Annotated in this window: 17 protein-coding genes; 6 read left to right on the plus strand and 11 right to left on the minus strand. The window is 35.6% G+C overall.

The window, feature by feature from the left end; translation table 11 throughout:
• Positions 1-45 precede the first annotated feature (45 nt).
• The 8 genes from DBR39_RS20950 to DBR39_RS20985 all read right to left on the minus strand — a co-directional run bounded on the left by DBR39_RS20950 (position 46) and on the right by DBR39_RS20985 (position 8,720).
• Positions 46-918: a ChaN family lipoprotein gene (locus DBR39_RS20950; protein WP_124536361.1), complete on the minus strand. Its 873-nt coding sequence runs from the start codon at positions 916-918 to the stop codon at positions 46-48.
• Between the two features lie 181 nt (positions 919-1,099).
• Complete coding sequence (locus DBR39_RS20955; RefSeq protein ID WP_124536363.1) at positions 1,100-2,128, minus strand: hemin-degrading factor; 1,029 nt, start codon at positions 2,126-2,128, stop codon at positions 1,100-1,102.
• 4 nt (positions 2,129-2,132) lie between these two features.
• Positions 2,133-2,783 (minus strand): class I SAM-dependent methyltransferase, encoded by a 651-nt coding sequence (locus tag DBR39_RS20960; protein ID WP_124536365.1) that lies wholly within the window; start codon positions 2,781-2,783, stop codon positions 2,133-2,135.
• 2 nt (positions 2,784-2,785) lie between these two features.
• Entirely contained in the window at positions 2,786-3,559 is a 774-nt protein-coding gene (locus DBR39_RS20965; protein WP_124536367.1) for a heme ABC transporter ATP-binding protein, read from the minus strand.
• Positions 3,559-4,599 carry a FecCD family ABC transporter permease gene (locus DBR39_RS20970; protein WP_124536369.1) on the minus strand — a complete coding sequence of 347 codons (1,041 nt, stop codon included), beginning with the start codon at positions 4,597-4,599 and terminating at the stop codon, positions 3,559-3,561. Before DBR39_RS20970 ends, DBR39_RS20965 begins: the two co-directional genes overlap by 1 nt.
• Entirely contained in the window at positions 4,583-5,461 is an 879-nt protein-coding gene (locus tag DBR39_RS20975; RefSeq protein ID WP_103234974.1) for a hemin ABC transporter substrate-binding protein, read from the minus strand. Before DBR39_RS20975 ends, DBR39_RS20970 begins: the two co-directional genes overlap by 17 nt.
• Before the next feature lie 21 nt (positions 5,462-5,482).
• Positions 5,483-6,598 (minus strand): HmuY family protein, encoded by a 1,116-nt coding sequence (locus DBR39_RS20980; protein ID WP_228447884.1) that lies wholly within the window; start codon positions 6,596-6,598, stop codon positions 5,483-5,485.
• Between the two features lie 16 nt (positions 6,599-6,614).
• Positions 6,615-8,720 (minus strand): TonB-dependent receptor plug domain-containing protein, encoded by a 2,106-nt coding sequence (locus DBR39_RS20985; protein ID WP_124536373.1) that lies wholly within the window; start codon positions 8,718-8,720, stop codon positions 6,615-6,617.
• Between the two features lie 95 nt (positions 8,721-8,815).
• On the opposite strand from DBR39_RS20985, the gene DBR39_RS20990 reads away from it, so the two are divergent.
• Together DBR39_RS20990 and DBR39_RS20995 are read left to right on the plus strand one after the other, a co-directional pair.
• Positions 8,816-9,622: a T9SS-dependent choice-of-anchor J family protein gene (locus tag DBR39_RS20990; protein WP_124536375.1), complete on the plus strand. Its 807-nt coding sequence runs from the start codon at positions 8,816-8,818 to the stop codon at positions 9,620-9,622.
• A gap of 194 nt (positions 9,623-9,816) precedes the next feature.
• Positions 9,817-11,109, plus strand: a complete 1,293-nt coding sequence (locus DBR39_RS20995; RefSeq protein WP_124536377.1) for a T9SS type A sorting domain-containing protein — start codon at positions 9,817-9,819, stop codon at positions 11,107-11,109.
• A gap of 186 nt (positions 11,110-11,295) precedes the next feature.
• Here the strand turns inward: DBR39_RS20995 and DBR39_RS21000 are convergent, their stop codons facing one another.
• From DBR39_RS21000 to DBR39_RS21010, 3 genes are all read right to left on the minus strand, one after another.
• Positions 11,296-11,586: a putative quinol monooxygenase gene (locus DBR39_RS21000; protein ID WP_124536379.1), complete on the minus strand. Its 291-nt coding sequence runs from the start codon at positions 11,584-11,586 to the stop codon at positions 11,296-11,298.
• An 88-nt stretch (positions 11,587-11,674) separates the two neighbouring features.
• Positions 11,675-12,562, minus strand: a complete 888-nt coding sequence (locus tag DBR39_RS21005; RefSeq protein WP_124536381.1) for a sulfite exporter TauE/SafE family protein — start codon at positions 12,560-12,562, stop codon at positions 11,675-11,677.
• A 282-nt stretch (positions 12,563-12,844) separates the two neighbouring features.
• On the minus strand, positions 12,845-13,252 hold the full coding sequence (locus DBR39_RS21010) for an RrF2 family transcriptional regulator (RefSeq protein WP_103235005.1): 408 nt from the start codon (positions 13,250-13,252) through the stop codon (positions 12,845-12,847).
• Positions 13,253-13,404: 152 nt separating this feature from the next.
• Here DBR39_RS21010 and DBR39_RS21015 point away from each other — a divergent pair, with 152 nt between their 5' ends.
• From DBR39_RS21015 to DBR39_RS21030, 4 genes are all read left to right on the plus strand, one after another.
• Positions 13,405-13,833, plus strand: a complete 429-nt coding sequence (locus tag DBR39_RS21015) for a DUF4268 domain-containing protein (protein ID WP_109738115.1) — start codon at positions 13,405-13,407, stop codon at positions 13,831-13,833.
• A 111-nt stretch (positions 13,834-13,944) separates the two neighbouring features.
• Positions 13,945-14,583, plus strand: a complete 639-nt coding sequence (locus DBR39_RS21020) for a hypothetical protein (protein ID WP_124536383.1) — start codon at positions 13,945-13,947, stop codon at positions 14,581-14,583.
• A 367-nt stretch (positions 14,584-14,950) separates the two neighbouring features.
• Positions 14,951-15,943 carry a hypothetical protein gene (locus DBR39_RS21025; protein WP_124536385.1) on the plus strand — a complete coding sequence of 331 codons (993 nt, stop codon included), beginning with the start codon at positions 14,951-14,953 and terminating at the stop codon, positions 15,941-15,943.
• Positions 15,940-16,149, plus strand: a complete 210-nt coding sequence (locus DBR39_RS21030) for a hypothetical protein (protein WP_124536387.1) — start codon at positions 15,940-15,942, stop codon at positions 16,147-16,149. The genes DBR39_RS21025 and DBR39_RS21030 overlap by 4 nt, the downstream gene beginning before the upstream one ends.
• Positions 16,150-16,156 lie beyond the last annotated feature (7 nt).

A 16,156-nucleotide genomic window follows, 5' to 3' on the forward strand; every position in this document is an offset into this window, starting at 1 on the left:
GTGAGATTCTTCCTTCGTCAGAATGACACCTTTGCGAGAGAATAATTAAAAGGTCTTTGTCATATCTCCCGGAATAATCAGATTAAAATCTGTTGGGATATAATCTTTGGCGGGTACTTTCAACTCAGTATCATCTGATTCAAAAACTGAGATGACGGCCATTTTCAGGTTAGGATTTTTCTGTTTGATATACCAGTAAATTCCACCAAATTCTTTGCTGTGGTAATTTCCGTTGTAATGAATAAACATTTTTCCTGCCTTGTAGTTTTTCAGAATAGATTCAGCCATGGTAGCATCTTTTGTTGCCTGGGCTGAAATAAAATTCATTACTTTTGTTCCTTCAGCATGGTCACCCATCATTTTTTTCATCTCTTGATATCCGGGAGTGTCCAAAGTAACTTTGATAGGCAGCTGAGCAATGTATGTTTTCTCTTTTTCGCTTAATTTATTTAAAGATTCAAGACCTTCTTTAGCAGTTTGAGATGCATATCTTCTCGGAATATTGGTTGCAATAAAGTTCAGTTTTTTATCTTTAGCAAAATCTACCAAAGGTTTGTAATCTGTACTATAATTGTTCCATAAACGAGCGGAGTCTTTAAATGTTTTAGCATCAAACTTTCCGTTTAAATATTGGTCCAGCTGAGCCTGATTGTCTCTTTCAAACATTTCTGCTCCCAGAATAAGCTGTCCGTTCTTTTTTGCAAAAAGTGCTTCTGTTATTTTAAGCTGAAGCCAGTGGTTGATGGAGCTGTTATGATTTTCACCAAAAAAAACCACATCATAATCCGCCAGTTCTTTTACCAGTTTATCCGTCTTGACCTCCTTTCCTTTTTTATCATAAAATTGATACGCTTTAAAGTCCTGTGCCTTTAATGAGCAGAAACCTGCCAGCAGTATCGCGATGAAAATATTTTTCATTTTATTTTATATTTAAACACAAATTACACAAATATTTGACTTTCTCTGCATTACAATAGTGAATTCGTTCATTTACAAATCTGCCTTTTTACTTTTTTATCCACTATCCGCCAAAATCTGAAATAAAAAAGACCGCTTTGAATTTTACAAACAAAACGGTCTCATTCAAATTATCTAATTATTACTTTTCTAATGATGCTACAAGATCCTTCCATTCCTGAAGTTCAGGAATTCCAGGTTTTCTTTTTCCGAAGAACTGAACGATAAAGTCTCCTTCGTTGTTGAATACTTCGATAGCTGTTACTTCTCCGTCTTCTGTTGGTTTTTTCACGATCCATGCTTCTGCAATTTTCGTTACATCCAGGTGTAAATTGAAATCCGGGTCCATCACGTTGAACCATTGCTGATGCCAAAGTGTTTTCTTTACATTTCCTGTATGGATCTGGATAATTCCTCTGTTTCCTACGAAAACCATGATTGGAGTATTCTTTTCAGAAGCATCTTCAAGGATGTTTACCACTTTAGCATTATCAATTTTCTTAGCAAATCCTTCCGGTGCCAATCTTAATGCCTGTGTTCTGCTTACACCGTATTTTCTGGTCATCATGAAGAAATCATGTGTATCTTTTAGTTCTGTCCAAGCTTTTTTGAAACCTTCTACATCAATTTCTGAATCTGCTTTTTCAGCCTGTTTTGGAGCTACTGCTTCAAAAGTAAGTGCGTGATTCTGATCTTCTGCTTTAAATTTTTCTACAATGGCATCGAAAGCTGCTTCATTACTATCTTTAGTCAAATAAATCTTGTGAAGCGCCAAACCGTCTTTTCCGAAAAACTGAAGGCTTTTTTTATCTCCTTCCGCTACCGCAAAAGCAAATTTCCAGTGGTTAAGGAAAATTCTAAGATCAATATCTTCACCTACAAAAAGCTGTGCATGAGGACTGCTGAAATCTCCGTTCAGATACGTTCCTTTTCTTTCATGAACACATTCTTCATTACGGGTAAGGGCCATTACTTTTCCTAATTTTTCAGCTTCAGTAAGGATTCCCGGGAAATCTGGGTTCAGGGAAGTTACTCCTTCTCCAATGCTTGTTGCCAATAATTCTGCTTCACTTACTTCTAATTGTGCTGCTGCATTTCTTATTCTTATATGTGGATTTTCTGCTTTCAGAGCCTCCCATTTTTCCTTTAAATCATTAACTAATGTGCTCATTATTTTACTTTTTTATGGTTAAAATTGTATAAATTCTTTGTATTGTTTCGTTTCCTGTTTTGCTTTTTATTTCTTCTTCTTTTTCAGAAGTTTTCATTCTTTGAAAATGACTTTTGGAAATCAGTTCTTCCATTTCACTGTTGCTGTACAAGGTGAAATCAAATTCTGTAAAGGGTAGTTTTTCCATGAAGTCCCTCTGCCCGAATGTAAGAACGAAGGTTCCGTCATCTTTCAGAACTCTGTAGATTTCATTTAAGAATTCCACTGGGTTTTCCCAAAAATACACGGTATTCACTGTAAATATTTTATCAAAAACCCTATCCTGAAAAGGGAGCTTCTTTCCTTCATACAATATAAATTCAGCCTGATTTTCGAATTCTTTATTCAGTCTTTTGGCTTCATTATGCATGGTTTCGGAAATATCAATTCCCGTATATTTCAAATTCTTTGCGAGACTCATGATGCTTTTCAGATGTCCTGCATTTCCGTGTCCTATTTCAAGAATTTGCTGATCGTCATCTATCACAAGTGTTCTGATACTTTCTAACGTCATGCTGATGTTAGTGGCATTCATCATTTCACCGATCTCAATGCCTTTTTCCCCTTCTGGGTTGGCGAGATTCTGTGCGAGGATTTTGAGTTCTTCTTTTTCCATGGTTATCCAAAAATGATCATTGGGTTATTCGTAATAGGGTGGTCACAGATGGTACAGGGAAAGTTATAGGCATTGCTGATATTCTCTGCTGTAAAAACTTCCTGTGGGGTTCCATAGGCGGAAACCTGCCCTGATTTCATTAATAAAATCTTATCTGCAAATTGTGCAGCAAGGTTCAGATCATGCAAAACAACAATAGCACTGTTGGCCTTTTTGGTAAAGTTTTTTATAATTTCCAACGCCTTATACTGATGTTTTATATCCAAATTATTCAAAGGTTCATCCAGAAAAACCAGCTTATGGGCAATCTCGTTTTCAAGCTGCGCCATTACCCTCGATAAGTGTACACGTTGCTTTTCGCCTCCTGAAAGTGTATTGTATTCTCTTTCTTTAAGATGAAAAATATCTGTTTCGTACATCATATTGTTCATGGCTTCAAGATCTTCTTTTCCGGGTTGGGCATCAAAATACGGATACCTTCCCATCATAATTACATCTTTTACCTCAAGAGGAATATCATTGCTGTTATGCTGTGAGAACTTTGCTTTGTGTTTTGAAAGTTCTTTTATATTCCAATCTCTAATGGGCTTATCTTTAAACAGGACTTTGTTATTACCGGATTTCACCTCATCTGCCAGAACGCTCAGAAGGCTTGATTTCCCAGCTCCGTTAGGGCCTACAATGGCTAAAAATTCACCATATTCCAAAGAGACATCTACCCCATCCAGAATACGGAATTCTTTATGTTTATAATTTATCTGGTGCGCCTTGATCATTACAGTGATTTTTTAAATTTTACCAAAATAGCGATGAAAATAGGACCTCCCATTAAGGCTGTCAAAATTCCGATCGGCAATTCTGACGGTGCCACAATACTTCTGCTGAAGGTATCTGCTGTCAGCAACAAAATGCTTCCACACATTGCTGATAATGGCAAAATAAAAGCATAATTGGATTTGAATAAAAGTCTTAAAATATAAGGTACAATAAGACCTACAAAACCAATTGTTCCTGAAAACGCCACACAGCTTCCTACCATTAAAGCTACAATAATAATAATCTGCCTTTTTAGTGTTTCCACATTAATTCCTAAGTGCTGTGCATCTTTTTCTCCCAACATCATCGCATTCAATGCTTTTCCTTTAGGTAGTAAAATAATGAAAGCAATAACCAGAACAACGGCCAGGATAATATTCTTTGTCCATGTTGCTGCTGCTAAACTTCCTAAGTTCCAAAAAGTAAGATCCCTGAGTTGTTCATCTTTTGAGATGTAAATCAAAAATCCGGTTATTGAAAAACCGATCGCCGTTATTGCCACTCCGGTAAGCAGCATCATGACTACATTGGTCTTTCCTCCGTTTGTTGATATTTTATATACCAGCATCATTGATAAAAAAGAACCTATAAAAGCCGAGATTCCTACCAGTGAAAACTGTACTGCTTCAGGAAGATATTCTTTAAAATGCCCTCCTAAAACAATTGCAATTGCTGCCAGCAGGGTTGCTCCTGATGTAAGTCCTATTAAATCTCCCGTCGCCAAAGGGTTCTTGAAAAGTCCCTGAAGACTTGTTCCTGAAACCGACAACATACTTCCTACTAAGATGGCCATAATAATTCTGGCTGCTCTTACGTCCCAAATCACATATTTATCACTCAATGATAAATGGGTGTCTCCTTTTATAAATTGCCACAGAACCATGAATGGAGATTTCCCTCCAAAATCATAGACTCCTGTATTAAGTGACAGTACTGCTATAATGGCAAGCAGTACTGCACTTATAATAAGATAAAAGTATAGTTTACTTTGTGCTTTCAATTAAAAGTTTGTTTAATCCTACTGCTGCTTCTCCTACTCTCGGTCCAAAACCTGAAACTAAACCTCCGTCCATTGCGATGATTTTCTTATTCTTACCTGCGTTGGTTTGAGATACGCCCGGCATTTTTAGCGCTCCTTCATTTCCTCCTGCTCCCTGCAGACCAGTTTCAAAGAAGAACAATACATCAGGATTAGCTTTTACAACTGCTTCAGGGGTCAATGGTTTGAAATCTTCAAAATCAGTTACGGCATTTTCTCCACCAGCAAGGGTGATCAATGAAGCCATTGGTGTATTTTTACCACTAACCATCAACATATTTCCTCTTGCATAGATGAACAATACTTTTGGTTTTTTAGCAATGGGCTGTACCTGCTTCAGATCAGCATCAATTTTATCATTTAATTTCTGATAATCTGTATTTCCGATAGCTTTTGCTACTTGTTCTATAAGTTTTTTGGTTCCTTCAACCGTGTATTCCTGTTTGAAAACCTCAGTCTGAATACCTGAAGATTTGATTTTCCCCATCAATTCCGGGTTGATATCTTTATCCGAAGCTAAAATTAATGTCGGAGAGACTGCCATGATTGGCTCAATGGTCATTGATCTCATGTGACCCAAATCTTTTGCTGTAGCTTTTAAGCTTGCAGGATAAGTACTGGTAACATCTGTTGCAACGATTTCCTTTTCGTGGCCTAGAGCACTTACGATTTCAGTAATCCCACCGTTTAATGTTACAATTTTATTGTTGGTTTTTGGTGCTTCAGAAGTAGCTTCTGTTGTATTTTCTTTTGCGGCTCCTTCTGCTTTTTTGCAAGAGTATACTGCTACAAGAACAGAGGCTGCAAGGATGAATTTTTTCATGATATACTATTATTTGATTATTTATAAAGGTTCGAATTCAAAATTGGTGTATCCACGGTCTCCTTTCGTATTCTTCATGGTATTGAACCTCAATTTGAAATAGAAACCTTCAGCATCTTTTAATACAAAGAAACGGTCTGCATACACAAAAGGAACCGGGTTGGAAGCTGTACCTGTAGTTGTTCTCCATTTATCTCCGATAGCTCTCTGATCATTGAACACAAATTTTGCCGGCTCAACATCTTTTAACTTAAATGCACCATATGCAGCATCTAAACTTCCCGTAACACTTACCTGATATGCTCCTACTCCATTAAGCGTATTTGTTGTTACAAAATCAGCATAAAAATAACTTCCTGCACTGGTTGTAGGCCCCATGAATACTTCATTGGTAAATGTTGTGAATGCTAAATCCCAGCTCTTTTTCTTAGGCTGAATCTTTACCGGAGTTCCTGTTTTCAGGTTAAAGAATGTAAAGTTGTACTCTGTATCTTTGGTAATGATATATTCTTTGATATCTGTTCCTGTTGCATTCAAATCTGCATAACGGATTTTATATCCATTCTGAGCTCTCAGGATCTGAATTTTTTTCCATCCTCTCGGATCACTGGACAATGAAACAGAACCAGCTCCAATGTTTGATGAAGAAGGTATTTCTCTCCCAAGATTGATGAGATAAATAGGGTTGTCAGCATCATTTTCTTTTATAGCATCAATCCCGGAAGTCTGAGTTAAGAAATTTCCGTTCGGATTGTCAACATATTTCATATTTGCTGCATCAAATGTTCCCACCTGAGCGGTTTCTTTCAAACTTGCTACATCAGCTTCTTTTACTTTGCTGATATCTGTAGCATTGGGTATTTTAACTACTGTCATGGCAATAGATCCATTCATAGTAACTCTGTATGCATCACCGCTATAAAAACCAAGATCCCAAGCTGTTCTGCTGTTGACAGCCGGATTGGTATAGTCACTTAAGTCGATCCAAACCTGATTAGGCTCAGTAGGGCCTCCGATTTTTACATTTACTTCAGATCCTGTCATAGGAGGAACCGGAACCGGATCTTCATCTGCAGAAAGACAAGACTGTGTGGCCACCATGATAGAAAGAATAGAAAATATTTTTAAATACTTCATAATAGTAAATTATTATTTAAAATTGAAACATGAGTCGGGCAAAATAGCTTCTGCCGTAGTATAAATTCACAAAACCATTCGCTGCTGTATGGGCTGTTCCGGCAACTGCAGTAGAGTTTAATCGTGTTACATCAAATATATTTTTCACCCCTGCAGAAATTTCAAAATGCTTGTTCCAGAAAGGCTGGCTCACAATGAAATCCATCATATGAAAACTGTCTATCTTTCCAAGGCGGAAATCATTGGCTCCGTCTGATACATACAGTCTGTCCGGACCTGTGAATTTGTAATAAAGGGAAAAGTTGGTATCGGTACTTTTCAGTTTATAGGTTGCTGAAGCCCCTGCCTGTACCAAATACTGAAAATCTGTAGGAGAAGAAGATTTTAAATCATTCATAGATACAGATGTTCCGCTTACAGACCCTCTTAAAGATAAAGCAAACTGATCTTTTCTAAAATCTACATTGGCTGAAACCAATAGATTCTTATAATTATTAAAATTCATGTATTTATAGGTTGACGGCTCTTTTACCATCACCATTTCAATCCTGTCACGCACGTCAAGATATAATGCATCTACTTCATAAGCGATTTTCCAGTTATTTTCAGCAGCAAAATTCTGATTCCAGAAAAGTCCGGCGGAGAATCCTTTTTCAGGATTTAGGTCAGGATTTCCCTGCACATCATGATTGATATTTACAAAATACGTATACAACTCTTCATATTTAGGGAAACGATTTGCCGATCCTACGACTGCTCTAAGGTTTGAATTCTCAGAAGTTTTATATCTGGCAGATAAAGAGTAGTTGTATTGATTATTAAAGTTCTCGCTCAAAGAAAGCCTTACTCCCGGTCTTAAGGAGAATTTGTCTGAAACATTCCATTCTGCAGAAAGGAAATTGGAGTACGTAAATATCTTTCTTTTTATTGCTTCACCAAAGAAGTCTCCTGCAATCAATGCAGCATATCCGTTAGTATAGTCTAATTCATATCCTAACTGGAAGTCAAAAACTTTACTATCCAGGAAATTACTGAACATTCCTCTTGAATAGATAACATCTGTTTTATAATAAGATCGTTCTTCCTGTCTGCTTTTCACAGTTCTGTTCGGAATATCATAATTGTAATCGGAAAATTTTCTATCCTGGTTCTGATAGGAGAAATCTCCCATATAACGGATGTGCCCCAGATTGGTTTGAATATTGAATTGGTGAACCCAGCGATCTGTATTGTACTGTCTGTCTCTACTTTCATAGGCTACTCCACCCAATCCATCATTAAGAGGATTTCTGTTGACTTCCGGATTATAGAAGTTGAATTTTTCATTCAGATAAGACAGTTTATAAAAGAATGTCGTTTTATTTTTTGTATATCTTAATAATGCAGAAGCATCATACTGATCTTTCGGATTCCATTCATATCCTCTTTGGTTATCCTGTCCGAAGTATTTGTAACCTTTGCTCTCTCCTTCATATCCCATAAACTGGTTATGGTTGAAATTGATGCTTGCAAACCATTCATTATTGATATTGTAATCCACATTCAGATTCTGAATATGTCTTCCGTTTCCTCTTTTCTTAAGATCATACTGGTCTCTGACTGTTTCTTCCTGCAATGAGCCTCTTACACTGACCTTTTTTGTACTGCTCTTTTTTGTAATAATGTTGATTACTCCGGCAACTGCGCCATTTCCGTATTCAACACCCATACTTCCTTTTACAATCTCAATTCTCTCTATATTGCTTAAAGCAATTTTGGTAAGGTCAATATTACTTCCCAATCCTGTGTCCCCTACTACTGGGATATTGTCTATAAGGATCTTTACATAGTCACCATTAAGTCCCATTATTTTGGCGGTAGAATTCCCTGAGCGTGAATCTGGAGTAATCTGTATATTAAGACTTTGATTTAAAACCTCGGCAACATTGGTTGCTGCCATATTTTTAATCTGCTCGGCATCAATAACGTCAACCTTATAGATAGATTTGTTGATGGACTGCTGCATATACTGTCCTGTGATAACAACTTCTTCAATTTTCTTTTGATTAAGAGAATCCTTTTCTTGTGCATTCATCCAGAAAGCCACGGATAATGATAGAACGGAAAGCACTTTCTTCTTCATAAGGGTACAAATTTTCGACAAATATAAAACTTTATTTAGAATCATTAAAAATAAATGTATATTTTTGTGGAATAATTCTAAATAAAAATAATCTCATGAAATTAAAATTACTTTTAGGAACCCTGATGCTTACAGCCATTACTGCAAACGCTCAGCTGTCTAACATCAATGAAAATTTTAATAATTTTACTATTGGGAACACTACTTTTCCACAGTCTGGATGGTCTGCCATTGTTGCCCCTATAACAGGTGAGTTTCCTCCTGTACCTCCAAGAATGATTGTAGCTGGAGATACTAACAGAGCTGTTCAGTCTTACGCAGGAAATAACGCTACGGGAACATCATACCTGATTACTCCACAAATTGAAACACCTACAGGAAATAAAACATTAACTTTTGATACAACATTAGTTGTTCAGTCTCCAGGTACGGGAACAATCCAGATAGGTGTGGCCTCCAATCCGGCAGATATGGCAACATTTGTAGCTGTAGGAAGTCCAATAAGCGTGACTACGATTGGAACGATTCAGAATGTAAGTGTGAATATTCCGGCTTCTACAGGATCATATATTGTATTTAAATTTACCCCAACAGCTTCACACACTGCAATCCAGGTTGATAATGTTGTTTATAATACCACTTCTTCTTTAGGGGTATCTGATCATAATAAGTCAACAGAAAATTTCAGATTTGCATTAAACTCTGATCACTCAGCATTAGAATTTATTGTAAAAAAAGATCCAAAGAATATCCAGATCTATTCTGCATCAGGACAAAAAGCAGCAGAAGGAAAACTGAACGGACAAAGATTTGATATCAGCACACTTCAAACAGGAGTATATTTCATGAATGTTGAAACTGCAGAAGGAAAACTGATCCAATCAAAATTCATCAAAAAATAAGGTTTATTAGACTATTATAGCCTTTATAAAGCCGGCATGAGTAATTCTGCCGGCTTTTCCATGCTCTCAATTTATCTTTTCAAAACTATAATTAAAATAAAAACACGATAAAAATCATGTTTTTATTTAGACTGATTAAAAATAATTATATACTTTTGTAGAATCATTCTAAATAAGGATTTAAAAAATAAGTTATGAAAACAAAACTATTATTGGCTTCAGTATTGGCAATGTCTGTTCAGCAGACTGTTTTGGCCCAGACTGATGCATTGGGGTACTCACAGGTAAATATGACAATGGGAAGCGGATATCAAAACCGAGTTTTTGTAAACCTTGCAGATGGTAATATGGTTTCTCAACCTGCCAATACATGGGATATTGCTTTTTATAGAAATTCACCTTATACAGCCGGAACAAGAATAAATGATGCAAAAGATATAGAAGTATACACCGCTTCTACAAACTTAGCAGACTGGGATAATATCAATATCAACAATCTGACTTCCTGGGGAGCCCCTCTTTATAACCCAGACCAGACGACTGACTGGACTCAGGGAGCTTTCGAGCAAGGACCTGTAGTTTCTTCAAACCCTAATATTCCTTCAACAGGATGGGGAGTATACAATCCAATAAATCACCATATTGAAGGAAAAGCCATTTTTGTTTTAAAATATGCTTCTGGAGCTTATGTTAAACTTGCCATCGAAGATGCTTTTGCAGGATACACATTCAGATATTCAAAATGGAACGGTACATCATGGGGAGCTACAGAAACAAGAACAATCGCTAATGGAACGGATGATTCTTATTTCAATTATTTCTCATTTGACACAGGCGCAAAAGTTCCTAGTTTAGAGCCATCCAAAACAGCATGGGATTTTGTATTTACAAAATATTATACTTTCTATATGGGCGTACAGATGTATCCACTTTCAGGAGCAATCCAAAGCCCGAATATAAAAGTGGCTATGGCACAGCCTGAAACTCAGGAAACAGCTACCTATACAATGCCTGCAAGTGCAAGTTTTGCATCCGCTATTACAACAGTAGGACACTCCTGGAAAGGGATCGGAACAGTGAAAAATGATGTGGTATACTATATCAAAAAAGGAAGTGATTACTACAGAATGTACTTCACTACAAACGGTGGGGCAACTACAGGAAATATGTATTTCAAATACAAAAAAATCACGGAGACTTTAGGAATTACTGAGGTAGGGAAAAAAGCATCTTTCGGGATCTATCCTAACCCAACTACAGCTGATAAAAAAGTAACTGTTCTTTTTGATGTTAAAGAAAAAGCAGGTAATAAAGGAAGTGTAGAGGTATATGACCTTACCGGAAAAAAAGTATACTCTGCGGAACTCAGCAACCAGGCAGGATTCTACAAACAGGATTTGAATCTTTCTACGCTTACATCAGGGAATTACCTTGTTAAAATTACTTACGGAGGCCAATCGGAGACGAAAAAGCTGATCGTAAAATAAGATATTTTTATTTTAATACTTTCTATTTTTTCTAATAAAAGGGCGGTTTCAATGCTATGAAACCGCCCTTTATTTTTTAATAATTAAAGATTTAAATAAAAAGACTTAGGAATTACCCCTAAAATAAGTAGCTGTGCAGCACTCGTAAATCTTTCAATTTTCAAATATTTTAATCTTTCAATTACATTAATATATTTTAAATCCTTTATACACTTCTGCTGAGCTTTCCAACATTTTGGAAGCATCTCTGCGGAAATCTAAAAGGTGGTCCTCACCGTTATGTCTGTTGTGGTGTTCAACGCTTTCCCAAAGCTCGATCAGGAAGAAAGTTCCTTTATTATCTTTATCTTCAATAAGGTCATACTGCAGACAACCTTCTTCTTTTCTTGTTTCTTTCACAAGCTTCTGAAACAGCTCTACGGCATCCATCAGATAATTTTCATTAAACTTAAAAAGTGCAATGATATGTAAATTCATGTTCTAATATTTAGTGATGTAAAAGTAAAATATTTTCAAAACTGAATATCTTTTTAAGGCTTTTATTTTTCCACACCAAGCATAATTTTTAATTTAAAACTGATTTATAAATAGTTATAGAACTCATTACGATCACCAGTGTTCCTATAATCACAAACATTTTCTTCACGGGAAGCTTTGCAGTAAGCATTGCTGAAAACGGTGCCGTAATAATTCCGCCTATTAAAAGTCCAAGAATGATATTCCAGTGCTGGATTCCCAGAGTAAAGAAAAAGGTAACAGCAGCGGTTATGGTAAGAATAAATTTGGCTACGGTAGAACTTCCTACAGCAAATCTAGGGGTAAAAGCGTTTTTAATCAAGGTTCCGGTTACCAAAGGTCCCCATCCCCCACCGGCAAAAGAATCTATAAACCCACCTATCACTCCCAGTCTGGTCAGATTGGTTTTTCTTTTCAATGCCTTACTTTGTTTTTCTTTAAAAGCATTCGAAAGAATTTGAATCCCCAGGTATAAAGTATAAAAAGCAATCAATGTTTTGGTGATCTTCGCATAATATTCTCCAAGGTAAGTAAGACTTACAGCTCCAATAATGGCTCCAATAACTGCCGGCACAGCCAGTTTCTTCACCAAGCTCTTACTGACATTTTTCAACCTGATATGGCTGATACTTCCCGCAGCTGTCGTAAAGCTTTCAGCGGAATGAATACTTGCACTTACAATATGCGGCGGAATATTCAGAAGCATAAGGGTCGTTGTACAGATGACTCCATATCCCATGCCCATTGATCCCGCTACGATTTCTGCGAAAACTCCTACCAGAAGCATCCAGTAAAAAATGTAATTATCTTTTGCTAAAATGTTCAGGAGCTCATCCAGATATCCCAGTTCATACATTGAAAAAACGCCAATCGATATCGTGACAGCCGTCACAAAAAGGACATTAAGCCTTACTTGAATTTTTCTTGAAATCACCATATCACACAGTCGTTTTAATCTCTATTATCTTATTATCAGCATCTTTGATATTAAAAACACATGATGATTGATCGTATTTCTGACCTCTGAGTACAGAATTATTTTCAGATACAGTATGAGCAGTTACCGAATGTACTGCAGAAATGAAAGATGTAAGCTTTTGTGATGGGTATGCTTCTTCTTTTGAAATCATAATTTATTCATTTGAAGTCATGCAAATATCTGATAAAAATATTTATCCTACAAAACAAGTAGACTATTAATTCAAAAAAAAGGATCAGGTCAGTCGACCAGATCCATTAAAGTTTTACTTTCCAGAATATTCAGTGAAGCATCCCGAACCTCTATCAAAACATCGTGAAGTCCGCAGTGATCTTCATTACAGTCTTCACACTTTTCATAGAAATTCAGACTTACACAAGGAAGCATGGCAATAGGTCCGTTTACAAGACGAATAATTTTTGCCAGTTTCACATTTTCAGGATTTTCTTTTAAAAAATATCCACCACCCTTTCCTTTTTTACTGTCAAGAATGTCTGCCTTTTTCAATTCAAGCAGAATATTTTCCAAAAACTTTAAAGGAATTCTTTTGTGTTCCGCAATTTCAGAAATAAGAATCGGACCTTCATTTCTTTTTTCTACAAGATATGAAAGTGCCTTAAACGCATATTGAGATTTTTTTGAAAGCATTACAGCAAAAGTAAGAAAATTGTTTAATATTTGAAAAAAGGTGGAAGAATGAAATTATAAAAGAGTAAAAATGGAAATTTGTACATCCGTAATTTTACGGTTTTCAATACCACATTTTTGCCTTTCTCCTATTAAATCATTATGTTTGCCATATGTTCAGTAAACAAGAGGCACAGCAATTAAAAAAGGAATTTTGGACCGCTTTTGGAAGATCATTTCCCAGAAAATGGATTCTTTATGATACCAAAATCAAGGACATGGCATTTAAATTTTCTGCCGACAATAAAAAAGCAGAGGTTTCTCTTGATATCGAAATGAAAGACGAAATCTTCAGAAACGCTTACTATGAAAAAATCTGGTCACTGGAAGATATATTAAAAGATTTTGTCGGGGATTTTCAGAAAGATGAACACTTTATTCTTGAAAACGGCAAGATTATCAGCAGAATATGGATAGAAAAACACAATGTTTCTATTTTTAACAAAAACACCTGGCAAGAAATTTTTGAATTCTTTATAGACAAAATGGACGGTTTTGAAAGGTTCTATTACGAATATGAGGATTTTATAAAGGATATATAATATACCTGCGAAATAAATACTATTTTACGCTTCAAGCTAAGATAAAAAAGAAAACTTATCTTTGCGACCACCACTTAAACTAATAGATGAAACTAACTAACATGATTAAAAATGAAAAAAGTGTACAAAAACATTTTTGGAGAGGTCATTTCCAAAAATAATGCTGTGAAGCTAAACGAATATCATCTGTATTATTATGAAGAAGGGTCCGATTTCCTGAAAGAAATTGAATTTATCAACGAAGACAGTGTTTACAATATCAATTATTTTCTAAGTAACGATGAAGACGAGGCGCAGGTAGTAGATTATCTCAAGGAAAAGTCAGATTTTTTTGATATTGAAAAAAAAGAATCTACCGACGGATTTATTATTTCCACCAATAAATTATATTCCTTATCCGTAGACGATCTGCCCTTAATTTCTAAAACGGCTTTCAAAACAGATGATCCTGAAAACTTTATCTGTTCCCAGGTTATCGATAATGAAACTCACCAACCCCAACTTGAAAGAACCATCAAATGCTGGTATACCACAGACGAAAATGGTGAAAAATATGCCGCGATAGAATGCAGCTATCAGGAAGACGGTAAACTGGAGCTGGCTATAAAAAAGACCTCCGATCCTGAAGATGATGAAAGCTGGGCCCATTATGATTATGATACTTTCCAAGACCTTCAGTCGCAAATTCCAACCGATATCAGTTATTATAAAACAGCAGCTTTGCTCCCAACAGAAGCCTATCAACAATAATTTTTATTCTTTTTTATACCAATAACATCAAAATTAGTACATGAAATAAATATCAATTTTTTTTTAATGGTAAGTGTATCAATGCCAACCTGTCCGATCTATCTATATCTTCAGATAGATCCAGATGGATGGCTATGTAGAAATTCCTTTATAAAATCTCAGTGACTGGCTTTTCACCATCATTCCGAGAAATCATTGCAGAAAACTTACATCAGTATTGAGTGGATAAAACTATACAATCTAAAGCTGCAAAACAGCTCTACTGAAACAATAAAACAGAGAAACCTTCGGGTTTCTTTTTTGTTATAGACCTGTCTTGTTTTTTATATATTTGAAGACTCTTTATAACTTTGAAATTATAGTTACCGTGAAAATTAACAAAACAGCCTTATCATTTTTATCTATCCTGCTATTTTTTATAAAGGGATATGCACAGTCGGATAGTATATATGCAAAAGTTAATGTTTACGAGCCTGCAAATTTTAAAGAAGTTTATCTCCCTCAGCATACGTTTTTAAATCCATCTATTGATTTTAACCGCATGTCAGATAATTTTATTCCTGAGGCAAAAACCAGTCTTCCTAATCAATATGAAAACCATACCCTAAACGGGAAAATAAAAAAAATAACAAAATTCTATAAATATCCTAAGGAAAAACGAATTGCTGACATTCATTATTTTAACAGCAAAGGTCTTTTGGAAAAAGTAAATTTTATGGTTTTCACAAATGTTCATTATCATTATGATATTCAAAACAGACTGATCAGAAAGGAAACTATAAGAGACAAAGACACCTTAAATATAAGACAATACTCTTACAACAATAAAAATCAGATTACTGAATATAGAGAGTCTCATTTTGAAAAAGGCCAACGCAGAGATGCTCATTGGGCTATCATTTATGAACCTGAAAACAATTCTATTTTCGTGAATTATGTTCAACCTGATCAAAAAACAATACTTGTCAGGAAGATTAAGTATGATGGAAATAAAGTTAAATCTGAAGAGTACAGCAACGGAAAATTATTCCCGGAAGCCAATGTTGAATTTATTTATTCTGAAAATAACAATCTGATCAGCAGGAAATCCCACCAATACAATTATTTTTACAGCTACGATAAACAGCATCGGAATACTAAAGAAGTCAATATCAGAATCGGCAAAACATGGGATGTAAGTACAAAGTCATATGACAAAAATGGTTACATAACCCACTTTTACCATGAAAATCCTGTCAGCAAGTCATCGGGATCTACCAAGTTTCAATACGATAAATTCAACAATAAAATTTATGAGGCTTCAGGTCCTGATATATCTGTAAATCCTTATGAATACATTTATGAAATAGAATATTATTGATTCTATTGGAGACCTATCCGGATGGTAGGTTTATCACAAACATCCACTTCCCGAGTAAACAAGGTCTGGTGTCTCTGCTTTTTTTTGATCTTAAAAATAATCTGGGAAAGATTATAATTTCCAACACCAATTTCTCTGATAAAAAAGGAAATGATGCTTTTTATGGAATCTGGAATATGCCGGAGAAGTATCAAACAAAGCTGTGAATTCAGT

Origin of the sequence: Chryseobacterium sp. KBW03 (genome assembly GCF_003852415.1) — a bacterium.
Lineage (GTDB): Bacteria > Bacteroidota > Bacteroidia > Flavobacteriales > Weeksellaceae > Chryseobacterium > Chryseobacterium viscerum.

Coding starts and splice junctions, on each gene's coding strand:
- DBR39_RS20980 (WP_228447884.1), bottom strand. CDS start 6,598: ATGAAGTATTTAAAAATATTTTCTATTCTTTCTATCATGGTGGCCACA.
- DBR39_RS21010 (WP_103235005.1), bottom strand. CDS start 13,252: ATGCTTTCAAAAAAATCTCAATATGCGTTTAAGGCACTTTCATATCTT.
- DBR39_RS21015 (WP_109738115.1), top strand. CDS start 13,405: ATGTTCAGTAAACAAGAGGCACAGCAATTAAAAAAGGAATTTTGGACC.
- DBR39_RS20975 (WP_103234974.1), bottom strand. CDS start 5,461: ATGAAAAAATTCATCCTTGCAGCCTCTGTTCTTGTAGCAGTATACTCT.
- DBR39_RS20985 (WP_124536373.1), bottom strand. CDS start 8,720: ATGAAGAAGAAAGTGCTTTCCGTTCTATCATTATCCGTGGCTTTCTGG.
- DBR39_RS20965 (WP_124536367.1), bottom strand. CDS start 3,559: ATGATCAAGGCGCACCAGATAAATTATAAACATAAAGAATTCCGTATT.
- DBR39_RS20960 (WP_124536365.1), bottom strand. CDS start 2,783: ATGGAAAAAGAAGAACTCAAAATCCTCGCACAGAATCTCGCCAACCCA.
- DBR39_RS21020 (WP_124536383.1), top strand. CDS start 13,945: ATGAAAAAAGTGTACAAAAACATTTTTGGAGAGGTCATTTCCAAAAAT.
- DBR39_RS20990 (WP_124536375.1), top strand. CDS start 8,816: ATGAAATTAAAATTACTTTTAGGAACCCTGATGCTTACAGCCATTACT.
- DBR39_RS20950 (WP_124536361.1), bottom strand. CDS start 918: ATGAAAAATATTTTCATCGCGATACTGCTGGCAGGTTTCTGCTCATTA.
- DBR39_RS20995 (WP_124536377.1), top strand. CDS start 9,817: ATGAAAACAAAACTATTATTGGCTTCAGTATTGGCAATGTCTGTTCAG.
- DBR39_RS21000 (WP_124536379.1), bottom strand. CDS start 11,586: ATGAATTTACATATCATTGCACTTTTTAAGTTTAATGAAAATTATCTG.
- DBR39_RS20955 (WP_124536363.1), bottom strand. CDS start 2,128: ATGAGCACATTAGTTAATGATTTAAAGGAAAAATGGGAGGCTCTGAAA.
- DBR39_RS21005 (WP_124536381.1), bottom strand. CDS start 12,562: ATGGTGATTTCAAGAAAAATTCAAGTAAGGCTTAATGTCCTTTTTGTG.